This is a genomic window from Mycobacterium sp. (assembly GCF_965229265.1).
Taxonomy (GTDB): Bacteria; Actinomycetota; Actinomycetes; order Mycobacteriales; family Mycobacteriaceae; genus Mycobacterium.
The window spans coordinates 2,128,479-2,141,635 of the sequence record NZ_CBDDIY010000010.1 but is presented as its reverse complement, the minus strand read 5'-3'; the positions used below and the strand labels follow the sequence as shown (position 1 = coordinate 2,141,635).

At 66.8% G+C, this 13,157-nt stretch carries 19 protein-coding genes; 13 read left to right on the top strand and 6 right to left on the bottom strand.

The annotated features are described in order from the left end of the window. Positions 1 to 25 precede the first annotated feature (25 nt). Positions 26 to 682 (top strand): TetR/AcrR family transcriptional regulator, encoded by a 657-nt coding sequence (locus ADBZ9K_RS11960; protein ID WP_526620497.1) that lies wholly within the window; start codon positions 26 to 28, stop codon positions 680 to 682. Here the strand turns inward: ADBZ9K_RS11960 and ADBZ9K_RS11955 are convergent. Further along, positions 648 to 1,898, bottom strand: a complete 1,251-nt coding sequence (locus tag ADBZ9K_RS11955) for a cytochrome P450 (RefSeq protein ID WP_526620496.1) — start codon at positions 1,896 to 1,898, stop codon at positions 648 to 650. The genes ADBZ9K_RS11960 and ADBZ9K_RS11955 overlap by 35 nt on opposite strands. 141 nt (positions 1,899 to 2,039) lie before the next feature. On the opposite strand from ADBZ9K_RS11955, the gene ADBZ9K_RS11950 reads away from it, so the two are divergent. Further along, entirely contained in the window at positions 2,040 to 3,662 is a 1,623-nt protein-coding gene (locus ADBZ9K_RS11950) for a carboxylesterase/lipase family protein (protein WP_526620494.1), read from the top strand. Here ADBZ9K_RS11950 and ADBZ9K_RS11945 read toward each other — a convergent pair. The 5 genes from ADBZ9K_RS11945 to ADBZ9K_RS11925 are packed head-to-tail and all read right to left on the bottom strand — an operon-like array spanning position 3,659 to position 7,288. Further along, complete coding sequence (locus ADBZ9K_RS11945; RefSeq protein ID WP_526620493.1) at positions 3,659 to 4,267, bottom strand: TetR family transcriptional regulator; 609 nt, start codon at positions 4,265 to 4,267, stop codon at positions 3,659 to 3,661. The genes ADBZ9K_RS11950 and ADBZ9K_RS11945 overlap by 4 nt on opposite strands. Next, positions 4,264 to 5,052, bottom strand: a complete 789-nt coding sequence (locus ADBZ9K_RS11940; RefSeq protein WP_526620491.1) for an SDR family NAD(P)-dependent oxidoreductase — start codon at positions 5,050 to 5,052, stop codon at positions 4,264 to 4,266. Before ADBZ9K_RS11940 ends, ADBZ9K_RS11945 begins: the two co-directional genes overlap by 4 nt. Further along, positions 5,036 to 5,506, bottom strand: a complete 471-nt coding sequence (locus ADBZ9K_RS11935) for a VOC family protein (protein WP_526620489.1) — start codon at positions 5,504 to 5,506, stop codon at positions 5,036 to 5,038. Before ADBZ9K_RS11935 ends, ADBZ9K_RS11940 begins: the two co-directional genes overlap by 17 nt. Before the next feature lie 3 nt (positions 5,507 to 5,509). Further along, positions 5,510 to 6,571, bottom strand: a complete 1,062-nt coding sequence (locus ADBZ9K_RS11930; RefSeq protein ID WP_526620487.1) for an NAD(P)H-dependent amine dehydrogenase family protein — start codon at positions 6,569 to 6,571, stop codon at positions 5,510 to 5,512. Between the two features lie 54 nt (positions 6,572 to 6,625). Next, positions 6,626 to 7,288, bottom strand: coding sequence for a hypothetical protein (locus ADBZ9K_RS11925; protein WP_526620485.1), 663 nt, complete (start codon positions 7,286 to 7,288; stop codon positions 6,626 to 6,628). A 395-nt stretch (positions 7,289 to 7,683) separates the two neighbouring features. Here ADBZ9K_RS11925 and rpsJ point away from each other — a divergent pair, with 395 nt between their 5' ends. The 11 genes from rpsJ to rpsQ are packed head-to-tail and all read left to right on the top strand — an operon-like array spanning position 7,684 to position 13,078. Beyond that, the gene (gene rpsJ, locus ADBZ9K_RS11920; protein WP_003883485.1) at positions 7,684 to 7,989 is read left to right on the top strand and encodes a 30S ribosomal protein S10; all 306 of its coding nucleotides are present in this window, start codon (positions 7,684 to 7,686) and stop codon (positions 7,987 to 7,989) included. Positions 7,990 to 8,008: 19 nt separating this feature from the next. Further along, entirely contained in the window at positions 8,009 to 8,662 is a 654-nt protein-coding gene (gene rplC / locus ADBZ9K_RS11915) for a 50S ribosomal protein L3 (RefSeq protein ID WP_526620484.1), read from the top strand. Further along, a complete protein-coding gene (rplD, locus tag ADBZ9K_RS11910) occupies positions 8,659 to 9,312 on the top strand; it encodes a 50S ribosomal protein L4 (RefSeq protein WP_526620483.1) in 654 nt (217 codons plus the stop codon). Before rplC ends, rplD begins: the two co-directional genes overlap by 4 nt. Next, the gene (gene rplW / locus ADBZ9K_RS11905; protein ID WP_526620482.1) at positions 9,312 to 9,614 is read left to right on the top strand and encodes a 50S ribosomal protein L23; all 303 of its coding nucleotides are present in this window, start codon (positions 9,312 to 9,314) and stop codon (positions 9,612 to 9,614) included. Before rplD ends, rplW begins: the two co-directional genes overlap by 1 nt. Before the next feature lie 30 nt (positions 9,615 to 9,644). Continuing rightward, positions 9,645 to 10,484, top strand: a complete 840-nt coding sequence (rplB, locus tag ADBZ9K_RS11900) for a 50S ribosomal protein L2 (RefSeq protein ID WP_526620481.1) — start codon at positions 9,645 to 9,647, stop codon at positions 10,482 to 10,484. Between the two features lie 13 nt (positions 10,485 to 10,497). Continuing rightward, positions 10,498 to 10,779, top strand: coding sequence for a 30S ribosomal protein S19 (gene rpsS, locus ADBZ9K_RS11895; RefSeq protein ID WP_003892827.1), 282 nt, complete (start codon positions 10,498 to 10,500; stop codon positions 10,777 to 10,779). Further along, positions 10,776 to 11,285 carry a 50S ribosomal protein L22 gene (gene rplV, locus ADBZ9K_RS11890; RefSeq protein WP_526620479.1) on the top strand — a complete coding sequence of 170 codons (510 nt, stop codon included), beginning with the start codon at positions 10,776 to 10,778 and terminating at the stop codon, positions 11,283 to 11,285. Before rpsS ends, rplV begins: the two co-directional genes overlap by 4 nt. Further along, the gene (gene rpsC, locus ADBZ9K_RS11885) at positions 11,285 to 12,130 is read left to right on the top strand and encodes a 30S ribosomal protein S3 (protein WP_526620478.1); all 846 of its coding nucleotides are present in this window, start codon (positions 11,285 to 11,287) and stop codon (positions 12,128 to 12,130) included. Before rplV ends, rpsC begins: the two co-directional genes overlap by 1 nt. Positions 12,131 to 12,132: 2 nt before the next feature. Next, on the top strand, positions 12,133 to 12,549 hold the full coding sequence (gene rplP, locus ADBZ9K_RS11880; RefSeq protein ID WP_078018035.1) for a 50S ribosomal protein L16: 417 nt from the start codon (positions 12,133 to 12,135) through the stop codon (positions 12,547 to 12,549). Continuing rightward, a complete protein-coding gene (rpmC, locus tag ADBZ9K_RS11875; protein ID WP_526620476.1) occupies positions 12,549 to 12,782 on the top strand; it encodes a 50S ribosomal protein L29 in 234 nt (77 codons plus the stop codon). Before rplP ends, rpmC begins: the two co-directional genes overlap by 1 nt. After that, positions 12,782 to 13,078 carry a 30S ribosomal protein S17 gene (rpsQ, locus tag ADBZ9K_RS11870; RefSeq protein ID WP_526620475.1) on the top strand — a complete coding sequence of 99 codons (297 nt, stop codon included), beginning with the start codon at positions 12,782 to 12,784 and terminating at the stop codon, positions 13,076 to 13,078. Before rpmC ends, rpsQ begins: the two co-directional genes overlap by 1 nt. Positions 13,079 to 13,157: the final 79 nt, after the last annotated feature.

Genomic DNA, 13,157 nt, shown 5'->3' with positions numbered 1-13,157 from the left:
AGGAACCTGACGGAAGGGCTGGGGTATGACGGGCCGACGCAGCGATCCGCGACCTGCGCGGTCACGCGCCCGGCTGCTGGACGCGGCAACAGCATTGCTGAGGTCGGGCGGTCCCAGCGCGGTCACCGTCGATGCGGTCACACGTGGGGCGAACGTCGCGCGCGCGACTCTGTATCGGCATTTCCCCAGCGGCAACGACCTGCTGGCGGCGGCGTTCCACAGCCTCATCCCCCCGGCGCCGATGCCACCTGAGTCCGGTTCGCTGCGGGACCGCCTGGTGGCGCTGGTCCAGGCGCAGGCCGATCTGATCGCCGAGACGCCGGTGCTGTTGACGGCTACCTACTGGCTGGCGCTGGGCCCGGACATGGAGCGGTTGCCTGGTACGGCGGACGGCGCCGAGAGTCCGGAGGTGCGTACGCTCCGCGAACGGGTCGCCCAACAGTACGGCGCACCGTTCGATGCGATCTTCGACAGCCCGGACGCGCAGGCCGAACTCGTCGAGGTGGACCGTGCCCAGGCCATGATGCTGTTGATCGGCCCGGTGGTCGCCGGCCGGATCAGCACCCTGGCCGACTTCGACTACCGCGACTGCGCGCGAGCCGCGGTGGACGGCTTCCTGGCCGTACACCGCAAGCCCGCGGCCGCGATCACCTCAGTTCGACCCGAATCGGCAGGTGCTTGAGGCCGCCGACGAAGGTGGTGGCCATCAATTCGGGCTCGCCGGCCAGTTCGATGGATTTGATCCGCGGGATCAGTTCGGTGAAGAAGCTGTTCATCTCCATCCGGGCCAGCGAGGCGCCCAGGCAGAAATGGACGCCGTAGCCGAACGACAGGTGCTTGTTCGGGTCGCGGCCGACATCGAATTTGTCGGCGTTGGCGAACACCTCTTCGTCGCGGTTGCCCGAAACGTAGGTCAGGTGAACGGCTTCGCCCTTGGCAATCTTCACGCCGCGTACTTCGGTGTCCTCCTGCGCGGTGCGCATGAACTCCTTGACGGGCACCACCCAGCGGATCATCTCCTCGACCGCGGTGCCCATCAGCGACATGTCGTTTTGCAACCGGGCCAGCTGGTCGGGGTGCTCGAGCAGCGCCCGCAGGCCACCGGCGATGCCGGCGCTGGTGGTGTCGTGTCCGGCGCTGGCCACGATCACGTAGTAGGACAGGGTGTCCATGTCCGACAGTGGCTCGCCGTTGATCTTGGCGTTGGCGATCGCCGAGGCGAGGTCCTCGGTGGGATTCGCGCGGCGTGAGGCCGTCAGTGCCGAGAAGTAGTTGAAGAAGTCCATCAGTACCGCGAGCATGTCGTCGACGTCGCCGCCGCGCTGGAACTCCTCGTCGTTGCCGCCGAACATCTCCTGGGTGAGCTTGAGCATGCGCGGGAAGTCGGAGTCCGGCAGGCCGAGCATGGTCAGGATGATGTAGAGCGGGTAGTTGACCGCGATCTCGGTCATGAAGTCGAGTTCGGGGCCCTTCTCGGCCATCTTGTCGACCCAGATCTTGGCGAGCTCGTCGCAGCGGGCCTTGAGTGCTTTGAGCACCTTGGGCCGAAACCAGTCCGCGCCGACCTTGCGCACATCGCGGTGGTGCGGGTCGTCCATGTGGATCAGGGTGCGCAACCCGGTGCCGGCCTCGAGGTCGCGCAGCAGCTTGTCGTCGGCCTCGGTGATGGCCAGCAGCGGGCGGGGATAGTTCGTGAACAGGTCGTTCTGCCGCTCGATATCCATGATGTCGGCGTGCTTGGTGATCGCCCAGAACGGCCGGTAGTCGTCGACCTCGACCCAGGAAACCGGAGCATGGGCGCGTAGGTGAGCCAGCGCTTCGTGGAGCCGCTTCTCGTCGGTGTAGGCCTGCGGGTCGGCCAGAACACGGGCAGCGGGGTCCATGATCCGGGTGGTCATACAGGGTCTCCTCAGCTCACTGATCCAAAACTTGACGGGTGTCAGGTTAGTAGTGTGGGTGATCGCCACCCAGAGCGGAAGGCATTTCGGGCGATTGGGGTCGGAAGTCCCTGCCCCGGCTTCCGCGTACCCTCGGTTCCTGTGCCGTCCCGTGTGTCTCGTCGAATCCGGGCGGCCGTTGCGGTCCTGGTAACACTGTTGTTGGTCGCCGGCTGCGCCCGGGGTGATGGCACATCTGAACCTGCGCAGGCCGCCACGTTCGCGCCCCAGCCGGCCGTGGTGCACACCACCGGCGGCGCGGTTCGCGGCGTCGCCGCCCCGGGATACCGGGCTTTCGACGGCATCCCGTATGCGGCGCCGCCGGTGGGGCCGTTGCGGTGGCAGCCCCCACAGTCTGCCGCGCCGTGGCCAGGGGTGCGCGACGCCACCAAGCCCGGCCTGCGCTGCCCCCAGGACATCCGCAACGACCCCGACTACGGCCGGCCCACCGGCGAGGACTGCCTCAATCTCAACGTCTGGACGCCCGACGGTGCCACCCCGTCGAACCGGCTGCCAGTTCTGGTGTGGATCCACGGCGGCGGATTCCTCAACGGCAGCGCCGACATCTACGACGCGCGGTGGATGGCGACGCAGGGGCGCATCGTCGTCGTCACGGTCAACTACCGGCTGGGGACGCTGGGCTTCCTGGCGCACCCGGCGTTGAGCCCCGGCCGCGATATCGGCAACTACGGCCTGGCCGACCAGCAGGCCGCGCTGCGGTGGGTGCGCGACAACGTCGCCGAATTCGGTGGCGACCCAACCAAAGTGACCATTGCCGGTGAATCCGCCGGTGCGATGTCGGTGTGTGATCACCTCGTCGCGCCGGAATCGGCGGGCCTGTTCCGCGCTGCGATCCTGCAGAGTGGGCCCTGTCAGGCCCAGGCCGCCCGGCCCACCGCCGAGCGGGTCAGCTCCGAATATGCGGTGGGTGTCGGCTGCACCGATCCCGCGACGGTCGCGGCGTGTCTGCGGGCGCTGCCGGCCCGCGCTATGCAACGGCCGCCGTTCTACGTCGGCTTCGGTCCGGACGAACTGACCGGGCCCGTCACCGGAACCGCCCGGCTGCCGGTCGACCCGATGACCGCGTTCGCCGGGAACCAGCTGCCCCGCATACCGGTGCTGATCGGCAGCAACGGTGACGAGTTCGCGATGTTCGCCGCGATCCAGTACCTCAAGGAACGTCGACTACGTCCGTACCGGGAGCTGCTCGCCGCTGCCTTCGGCGCCCACGCGGCCGCGGTGGCCCAGCGCTATCCCGTCGAGCGGTTCGGCGGCAGCGTCGGCCTGGCCTACTCCGCTGCGGTCACCGACAGCGTATTCGCCTGCCCGGCAGACCGAGTCGCCTCCGGCCTGGCGCACACCGGGCCGGTGTACGCCTACGAATTCAACGACCGGACCGCGCCGGCCCCCGATCCGCTGCGACTGGCGCCGTTCCCGGTGGGGGCCAGCCATTCGCTGGAGTTGCGATACCTCTTCGACGTCGGCGGCGCGCCCCCGCTCGATCCGGCGCAGCGCCGGCTCTCCGACCAGATGATCGCCTACTGGAGCCAGTTCGTGAAGACCGGCGCGCCCGACGTGGTGGGGGAGCCCGCCTGGCCCCAGCTCGGTACCGACCCGAGCACCGCCGAGCGGATGTCGCTGCAGACCGGAAAGCTCTCGATCACCACCGATTTCAGCGCCCGCCACCAGTGCCCGTTCTGGGCGTCGCTGGCGGGGCTCCGTTAGCCGCTCCAGCGCGGGTGGGCGACGACGGCCAGTGCCTCGGCGACATCGGCGGCCAGTGCCCGGCGTCGCGAATCGCGGATCCACTGCGCAAAGGCGAAATCAGCAGCGGCAAAGGACAACTGGACCAGCAGTCCCGGCCGGTTGTCCTCGGCGGGATCCACCCCCATCCGGGTGGCGACCAGCTCGACCAGCCGGGAGCGGTCGGCCGCGGCCAGCAGCGTGGCGCGGTCGAGCAACTCGGGAGCGGTCAGCATCGCCGCCCGCCACGTCTGCAGCTCGGCGTCGTCGAACGAACCGACCCGGCTTACGATCGCGGCGCTCAGCGCCGCCTCGGGTGCTTCGTCGGCCGGTCGCCGTGCCAACAGTGCTGCGATCGCGGCGTTTCCGCGCTGGACCGCGCCCAGCAGCAGGTCCTCCTTGGCTGCCACGTGGCGAAAGAACGTCCGGGGCGACACCGAGGCCTCGGCCGCGATGTCCTCGGTGGTGACGTTGGCGAATCCCCGAGCCGCGAAGAGGCGGTAGGCAGCCGCATGGATGTCGGCGCGCACCTGGGCCCGCTGCCGGTCACGCAGAGTCGGCGGCCGCTCGGCGGGCGGGGTGCTCACCGGAACGATCCCATCCCGCCGTCGATGTGGATGGTCTGTGCGGTGAGGTAGGACGCGTCGGCGCTGACCAGGAAGGCCACCACCGCACCGATGTCGGAGTGGGTATCGCCGATGCGCCGCAACGGAATACCCTTCACGATCTTGCCGTAGACATCGGGGAACTCCGCACTCCAGTTCGCGACGCCGTCGGAGCTGGCGAACGGGCACACCACGTTGACCCGGATGTTGTCGCGGCCCCATTCCAGGGCGGCGACTTTGGAGATGCCGCGGATCGCCTCCTTGGCTCCCGCGTAAGCGCCAAACGTTTTCTGGCCGCCGGTGCCGCTACCGGATCCGAAGTTCACGATGGATCCGCCGCCGGCGGCCTTGAGTATCGGATAGGCCGCCTGCATCAGAAAGAACGTGGCTCGTGCCCCGGTGTCGAAGACGAGGTCGAAGTCATCCTGGGTGATCTCGCCGAAGAGCTTGGGCTCATTGGTGGCGATCGCGTTGTTCACCAGCGCGTCGAGCCCGCCCAGCACCTCGACTGCCCGGTCGATGATGCGCTGGTAGCTGGACCGGTCACACAGGTCGGCCACCAGGGCAGTGGCGCGTTCGTCGGCGTCGAACGCCGCGGCCACATCGGTCACCGCCTGATCTCGGTCGACCAGCAGCACTGCCGCGCCGCGTTCGAGCAGTGCCGCGGTGATGCCCTTGCCTACACCGCGTGCGGCGCCGGTCACGATCACCCGCAAGCCGGCCAACGATCTTGCGTGCCAATAGGTGTGATCACCGTGTGGGGCCACGATGCAACTCCTCCGGTGTTCGTGCGGCACCGGGGAATTCGATGAACTCCACGGCGGTGCCGTCGGGATCCTTGACGAAGAACATTCGCACCCCGGCGATCTCGAACGGCGCCTGGTCGGGGTGGTAGCCGGCCTCCTGAACTCGGCGGTACGTGGCGTCGAGGTCGGTAACCGACAGCGAGATGTTCTGGTTGCCGATGACGGACCGGCGGGTCGGCCGGCTGTCGGGTCCCAGCGACAGCAGCTCGAGCATGACCCCGCCGACCAGACCTCCGACGACGCGGCCCTGGTGTCCGGCATCGCCGCCGAGCGCGTGATCGAAGGGGGCACCCGCCATGGACTGGTCGAAGACCACGTCCATGCCGAGCAGCCCGCGGTAGAACTGCAGCGATCGATCCATGTCGGTCACGCCGACCACCAGGTGGGAAAAGCGAAGGTCACCAAGGGTTTCCACGGCTTACCTGGCTAGGTCGGGGGCGGCGCGGCCGGCGATCAGTGGCAGGTCCAGGTAGGTCTTGATGCCGGGGCCGGCCTCGCAGACGTACGGAATGGCGCTGATGCAGTGGTTGGCGGTGACCACCACACCCGGGTTGCGCTCCAGACCCTCGGCGACGGTCTCGGGTTGCAGCCCTTTGAAGGTCAGTAGCACGTCGGGATCGCCGGTGACCTGTACCTCGAAGCGTTCGCCTTTCTCGCCGATCGTCCACGGCGGGTCGAGTTCGACTTCGCACATCAACCAGTTGACGGCGGCGGTGACCACCGGTTTGTCGTCGACGATGGCCTCCCACCGGAAGCGGCGTGCGGCCACCGTGCCGGCTTCCATCGGGACAACAAGTTCGTCGGTTCCGGTGACCGCGACCGCCACTTCCTGGGTCGAACGGATGCGGGGCTCGCTGCGAAAGCCGAGTTGGTCGGCGACCATGCGCACCGACTGTTTGAATCCGGCCTCCAGCAGGGCGGCCATCGGGCCGCTCATCGCCTGCTCAGGAGTCAGGCCGAATCCCATCACCTCGCGCACCACCAGCGGTGCGTTATAGGTGCGGATGTCGGAAAACTCCTCGGCGCGGACGTGGGTGATCGCTGACGTCAGCGCCGAGATCATGAGCGGGAAGCGCTCGGTGATGCCGCCCGGGTGTATCCCGGAGCCGTGCAGGGTGGCGTTGCCGGCCGCGCAGGCTTCCTCGAGGGCCTGCACCGCGGGGCTTTGCCGGTCCGGATAGACCCAGCCGACCGGGGTCACCACGTTTTTGCCCGACCGCAGGATCTTGGCGACGACCTGCTCGTCGGGCAGCAGGGGGGAGTACATGACGCAGTCGGCGTCCAGCGCCAGCAGTTCGTCGATATCGGTGGTCGCCGCGACCCCGGTGGGGGCCTCGCCGATCAGCTCACCGACGTCGCGTCCGTTCTTGTCGGCGCTGTGCACCCAACAGCCCACGAGCTCGAGCTCGGGATGTCGCAACACCCCCTGGATTGCTGCCTTACCCACACCGCCGGTTGCCCACTGAATCACGCGATACATCTCGGCATCGTATGCCGAGTTGGCAGTGACTGTCAGAAGAATGCATGGGGATCGCTATCCCTGGACCGGTCCGTCGATGAAGCGCTGGAACCGGTAAGGCCGGTCGAAATACGCCCGCTCTTCGTCGGTCTGTTTGGTGATGATGACGCAGTTCTGGCCATAGCTGACCGTGGAAATCCCCAGCCGGTTGTTCCCGCCGGAGAACTCCGCGTTGACCTGGTCGATCAGCCTGGTGGACGCCTCGATGGCGTTGAAGAAACCGATCCGGTACCCATATACGGCGGAGTCTGGATGCCAGTAATTGCATTCGACATCTTCAATGATGTAGACCCCGCCCGGTTCGAGCAGGTTCGCGAAGAGGTAGTGGAAGCATTCGAACTGGTGGACGGGGTGGTGGCTGCCGTCGTCGACGATCAACCGGGCCGAGCCCACCACTGCGGCGGTCCGCTGCAGATCCTCGCGGTTGCTCTGGTCACCCTGCACGACCTCATGGCGCCCGAACGTGCCCGAGGTACTGATATCCATGGCGACGATCCGGGCCTGGGGGAAGTACTCCTCCCACATGCGGGCCGACTCGCCGCGGTGGTAGCCGATCTCGAAGACGGTGAACGCCTGCTCGCGCAGCGGCTCGAGGAAGCGCGGGTAGAAGTACTGATAGCCGTGGTGGCTGACCTTGTCGGTTCCGTGCTTCCTGCCCAGTTCAGCGAAACTTGACACGGGCCGATCCCCGGCGGAATCGCTATCGTGGGATTCGCCGAAAGCACCAGCGCTGGCGGTGACGGTCGGATTTGGTTCGCGGTCCACTCTCAGGCATACTATTCGGGTTGCCTTGAGCCGGGTTCGCTTCCCATTCGGGAGCGTGCCGCCCAAGGTGTACGACCGGCGCCCACACGGGCGCGTCCGGTCCCATCCTCGGAGCGCGACGGATTTTCTCCGCCCCTGCGAGGCTGCGTGAGGGCGACACACCCGACCGCGGGGGCCGGTGCACCAGGACAGGTAAAGAGCGGCGGCGACAGCCAGCGCTGGGTGTTTGGCCAGACGGCCCGACACACGCAGCGCATGACCACCGTGTCCCCTTGCGGGGACCAAGCAGGAATGAAGGTAGGAGAAGCGTGGCGGGACAAAAGATCCGCATCAGGCTCAAGGCCTACGACCACGAGGCCATTGATGCCTCGGCGCGCAAGATCGTGGAGACGGTCACCCGAACCGGTGCGAGCGTGGTTGGTCCGGTGCCGCTGCCGACGGAAAAGAATGTGTATTGCGTTATCCGCTCCCCGCACAAGTACAAGGACTCGCGGGAGCACTTCGAGATGCGCACACACAAGCGACTCATCGACATCCTCGACCCGACGCCGAAGACCGTTGACGCACTCATGCGCATCGATCTGCCGGCCAGCGTCGACGTGAACATCCAGTAGTAGGGGAGTCGACGAACAAATGGCGAGAAAAGGCATTCTGGGCACCAAGCTGGGCATGACCCAGGTGTTCGACGAGAACAACCGGGTTGTCCCGGTCACGGTCGTCAAGGCCGGACCCAACGTGGTGACCCGCATTCGCACGCCCGAGCGTGACGGCTACAGCGCTGTGCAGCTGGCCTACGGCGAGATCAGCCCCCGCAAGGTGAACAAGCCGGTCAGCGGCCAGTTCGCCGCCGCCGGGGTCAACCCGCGCCGGCATCTGGCTGAGCTGCGTCTCGATGACGAGGCCGCCGCTGCCGAGTACGAGGTCGGCCAGGAGCTGACGGCGGAGATCTTCGCCGACGGCGCCTACGTCGACGTCACGGGCACATCCAAGGGCAAGGGCTTCGCCGGCACCATGAAGCGTCACGGCTTCCGCGGCCAGGGCGCCAGCCACGGCGCGCAGGCCGTGCACCGCCGGCCGGGCTCGATCGGTGGCTGTGCCACCCCGGGTCGTGTCTTCAAGGGCACGCGGATGTCGGGCCGGATGGGCAGCGACCGTGTCACCACGCAGAACCTGTTGGTGCACAAGGTCGATGCCGAAAACGGTGTGCTGCTGATCAAGGGCGCTGTCCCCGGTCGCACCGGCGGACTCGTGGTAGTTCGCACGGCAGTCAAACGAGGTGAGAAGTGACTCTGAAGATTGACGTCCACACTCCGGGTGGCAAGAAGGACGGGAGCGTCGAGCTACCGGCCGCCCTGTTCGACGTGGAACCCAACATTGCGCTGATGCACCAGGTGGTTACCGCGCAGCTGGCGGCCAAGCGTCAGGGCACGCACGCGACCAAGACGCGTGCGCAGGTCTCCGGCGGCGGCAAGAAGCCCTACCGGCAGAAGGGGACCGGTCGTGCCCGTCAGGGTTCGACCCGCGCCCCGCAGTTCACCGGTGGCGGTGTCGTGCACGGCCCGCAGCCGCGCGACTACAGCCAGCGCACCCCCAAGAAGATGATCGCTGCCGCGCTGCGCGGCGCGTTGTCGGACCGGGCGCGCAATGAGCGGATCCACGCGGTGACCGAGCTGGTGAGCGGGCAGACCCCGTCGACCAAGAGCGCCAAGGCGTTCCTGGCGACGCTGACCGAGAACTCCAAGGTGCTGGTCGTGATCGGCCGCAGCGACGAGGTCGGTGCCAAAAGCGTGCGCAACCTTCCCGGTGTGCACGTGATTGCGCCGGATCAGCTCAACACCTACGACGTGCTCAACGCCGACGACGTGGTGTTCAGCGTGGAAGCGCTGGATGCCTACATCGGCTCCAACACCAAGCAGGAGCAGGAGGTTTCGGCCTGATGGTGAACATCACTGACCCCCGCGACATCATCCTGGCGCCGGTCATCTCCGAGAAGTCCTACGGGCTGATCGAGGACAACGTCTACACGTTCATCGTTCGCCCCGACTCGAACAAGACCCAGATCAAGATCGCCGTTGAGAAGATCTTCAAGGTCAAGGTCGACTCGGTGAACACCGCCAACCGGCAGGGCAAGCGCAAGCGCACCCGGGCCGGATACGGCACGCGTAAGAGCACCAAGCGCGCGATCGTGACCCTGGCCCCCGGCAGCAAGCCGATCGACCTCTTCGGAGCACCGGCCTAAGCCGGCAACGAAAGAACTCAGGACTAGAACATGGGAATTCGCAAGTACAAGCCGACGACCCCCGGTCGCCGCGGTGCCAGCGTCTCCGATTTCGCCGAGATCACTCGCTCGACTCCGGAGAAGTCGCTGATCCGTCCGCTGCACAGCACGGGTGGACGTAACGCGCACGGCCGAATCACCACCCGGCATAAGGGCGGTGGCCACAAGCGTGCCTACCGAGTCGTCGACTTCCGTCGCCACGACAAGGACGGCGTCAACGCCAAGGTCGCGCACATCGAGTACGACCCGAACCGCACCGCGAACATCGCGCTGCTGCACTACCTGGACGGCGAGAAGCGCTACATCATCGCGCCGCAAGGTCTCAAGCAGGGCGACATCATCGAGGCCGGGGCCAACGCCGACATCAAGCCCGGTAACAACCTGCCGCTGCGCAACATCCCGTCCGGCACCGTGATCCACGCCGTCGAGCTGCGTCCCGGCGGCGGGGCCAAGCTGGCCCGTTCGGCCGGCTCGAGCATCCAGCTGCTGGGCAAGGAAGGCGCCTACGCCTCCCTGCGCATGCCCTCGGGTGAGATTCGCCGCGTCGACGTGCGCTGCCGCGCCACCGTCGGCGAGGTCGGTAATGCCGAGCAGGCCAACATCAACTGGGGCAAGGCCGGCCGCATGCGGTGGAAGGGCAAGCGCCCGACCGTCCGTGGTGTCGTCATGAACCCGGTCGACCACCCCCATGGTGGCGGCGAGGGCAAGACCTCCGGTGGTCGCCACCCGGTCAGCCCCTGGGGTAAGCCTGAGGGCCGTACCCGTAAGCCAAACAAGCCGAGCGACAAGCTCATCGTCCGACGCCGGCGCACCGGCAAGAACAAGCGCTAGGCGGGAGTAGAAGATGCCACGCAGCCTGAAAAAGGGTCCGTTCGTCGACGACCATCTGCTGAAGAAGGTCGACGTTCAGAACGAGAAGAACACCAAGCAGGTCATCAAGACCTGGTCGCGTCGTTCGACCATCATCCCCGACTTCATCGGTCACACCTTCGCCGTCCACGACGGGCGCAAGCACGTGCCGGTGTTCGTCACTGAGGCGATGGTCGGCCACAAGTTGGGCGAATTCGCCCCGACGCGGACGTTCAAGGGTCACATCAAGGACGACCGGAAGAGCAAGCGCCGATGAGCACCACTGTTACCGAATATCCGTCTGCGACCGCCGTCGCGCGCTTCGTGCACGTCTCGGCCAGCAAGGCGCGCCGGGTGATCAACCTGGTGCGCGGCAAGTCGGTCGAAGAGGCGCTCGACATCCTGCGGTGGGCGCCGCAGTCCGCCAGCGAGCCGGTCGCCAAGGTGATCGCCAGCGCGGCGGCCAACGCGCAGAACAACAACGGCCTGGATCCGGCGACGCTCGTGGTCGCCACGGTCTACGCCGACGAGGGCCCGACCGCCAAGCGCATCCGGCCGCGCGCGCAGGGTCGCGCCTACCGGATCCGCAAGCGCACCAGCCACATCACTGTGATCGTGGAGAGCCGTCCGGCGCGTAATGAGCGTGCGTCGACTTCGGCCAGTGCCGCTCGCTCGCGGCGCGCCCAGGGCAGCAAGGCCGCTTCGGGCAGCGTGAAGAAGGCGGCCGCCAAGGCTCCCGCCGCCAAGAAGACGGCCGACCAGACGAAGGAGGGCTCGGAGTAGTGGGCCAGAAAATCAATCCCCACGGCTTCCGGCTCGGTATCACCACCGACTGGAAGTCCCGTTGGTACGCCGACAAGCAGTACGCGGACTACGTCAAGGAAGACGTGGCGATCCGGCGGCTGCTGGCCACCGGTCTCGAGCGCGCCGGCATCGCCGATGTGGAGATCGAGCGCACCCGTGACCGGGTTCGCGTTGATATCCACACCGCGCGTCCGGGCATCGTCATCGGCCGCCGCGGCACCGAAGCCGACCGCATCCGGGCCGACCTGGAGAAGCTGACCGGCAAGCAGGTTCAGCTCAACATCCTCGAGGTCAAGAACCCCGAGTCGGTGGCACAGCTGGTCGCCCAGGGTGTGGCCGAGCAGCTGAGCAACCGCGTGGCGTTCCGCCGTGCGATGCGCAAGGCCATCCAGTCGGCCATGCGCCAGCCCAACGTCAAGGGCATCCGCGTGCAGTGCTCGGGCCGCCTCGGTGGCGCCGAGATGAGCCGCTCGGAGTTCTACCGTGAAGGCCGCGTGCCGCTGCACACGCTGCGCGCCGACATCGACTACGGGCTGTACGAGGCCAAGACGACGTTCGGCCGCATCGGTGTGAAGGTGTGGATCTACAAGGGCGACATCGTCGGTGGCAAGCGTGAGCTCGCCGCTGCCGCACCTGCCGCCGATCGTCCGCGCCGCGAGCGTCCGTCGGGCACCCGCCCGCGCCGCAGCGGTGCATCGGGCACCACCGCGACGAGCACCGAAGCCGGCCGCGCCGCTACTGAGGAGACCGCGGAGTCCGCGGTTCCGATGACGGCGGAGGCTCCGGCTGTCGAGGCGCCCGCCGCTGAGAGCACGGAGAGCTAGACATGCTTATTCCCCGCAAAGTTAAGCACCGCAAGCAGCACCACCCCAAGCAGCGTGGTATTGCCAGCGGCGGCACGTCGGTGACGTTCGGCGACTACGGCATCCAGGCACTGGAGCACGCTTACGTCACCAACCGGCAGATCGAGTCCGCTCGTATCGCCATCAACCGGCACATCAAGCGTGGCGGCAAGGTGTGGATCAACATCTTCCCGGACCGTCCGCTGACCAAGAAGCCGGCTGAGACCCGCATGGGATCCGGCAAGGGCAGCCCCGAGTGGTGGGTGTCCAACGTCAAGCCGGGCCGCGTGCTGTTCGAGTTGAGTTACCCCGATGAGAAGATCGCCCGGGAAGCACTGACCCGCGCGATCCACAAGCTGCCGATCAAGGCACGCATCGTGACCCGAGAGGAGCAGTTCTGATGGCCGTGGGCGTCAGCGCCGGCGAACTGCGCGAACTGACCGACGACGAGTTGACCGACAAGCTGCGCGAGTCGAAGGAAGAGCTGTTCAACCTGCGCTTCCAGATGGCCACCGGGCAGCTGGACAATAACCGTCGACTGCGCACCGTGCGTCAAGAGATTGCGCGCATCTACACGGTGCTGCGTGAACGTGAACTGGGTCTGGCCTCCGGACCCGCTGGTGAGGAATCGTGATGGCAGAGACTAAAGGCCCCAACTACACTCCGCGGACCGAAAAGCCCCGTAACCGTCGCAAGACGGCGATCGGCTACGTCGTGAGCGACAAGATGGAGAAGACCATCGTTGTCGAGCTCGAGTCGCGCGTGCAGCACCCGAAGTACGGCAAGATCATCCGCACGACCAAGAAGGTCAAGGCGCACGACGAGGATGGTGTCGCCGGTGTCGGCGACCGCGTCTCCCTGATGGAGACCCGTCCGCTGTCGGCCACCAAGCGCTGGCGCCTCGTGGACGTTCTCGAGAAGGCCAAGTAACTCCGCAGCACCCAAAACCTACCGCCGGCTTTGTCCGGCGGTAGGTTTTCATTACGCTGGCGTAAATTACTGGTTCGCG

Bases quoted from the DNA above. Each gene is read 5' to 3' on its own strand.
- rpmC (WP_526620476.1), top strand. From the start codon at position 12,549: ATGGCCGTGGGCGTCAGCGCCGGCGAACTGCGCGAACTGACCGACGAC.
- rpsQ (WP_526620475.1), top strand. From the start codon at position 12,782: ATGGCAGAGACTAAAGGCCCCAACTACACTCCGCGGACCGAAAAGCCC.
- rplV (WP_526620479.1), top strand. From the start codon at position 10,776: ATGAGCACCACTGTTACCGAATATCCGTCTGCGACCGCCGTCGCGCGC.
- rplW (WP_526620482.1), top strand. From the start codon at position 9,312: ATGGTGAACATCACTGACCCCCGCGACATCATCCTGGCGCCGGTCATC.
- ADBZ9K_RS11930 (WP_526620487.1), bottom strand. From the start codon at position 6,571: ATGTATCGCGTGATTCAGTGGGCAACCGGCGGTGTGGGTAAGGCAGCA.
- ADBZ9K_RS11960 (WP_526620497.1), top strand. From the start codon at position 26: ATGACGGGCCGACGCAGCGATCCGCGACCTGCGCGGTCACGCGCCCGG.
- rplP (WP_078018035.1), top strand. From the start codon at position 12,133: ATGCTTATTCCCCGCAAAGTTAAGCACCGCAAGCAGCACCACCCCAAG.
- rplC (WP_526620484.1), top strand. From the start codon at position 8,009: ATGGCGAGAAAAGGCATTCTGGGCACCAAGCTGGGCATGACCCAGGTG.
- rplB (WP_526620481.1), top strand. From the start codon at position 9,645: ATGGGAATTCGCAAGTACAAGCCGACGACCCCCGGTCGCCGCGGTGCC.
- ADBZ9K_RS11955 (WP_526620496.1), bottom strand. From the start codon at position 1,898: ATGACCACCCGGATCATGGACCCCGCTGCCCGTGTTCTGGCCGACCCG.
- rpsS (WP_003892827.1), top strand. From the start codon at position 10,498: ATGCCACGCAGCCTGAAAAAGGGTCCGTTCGTCGACGACCATCTGCTG.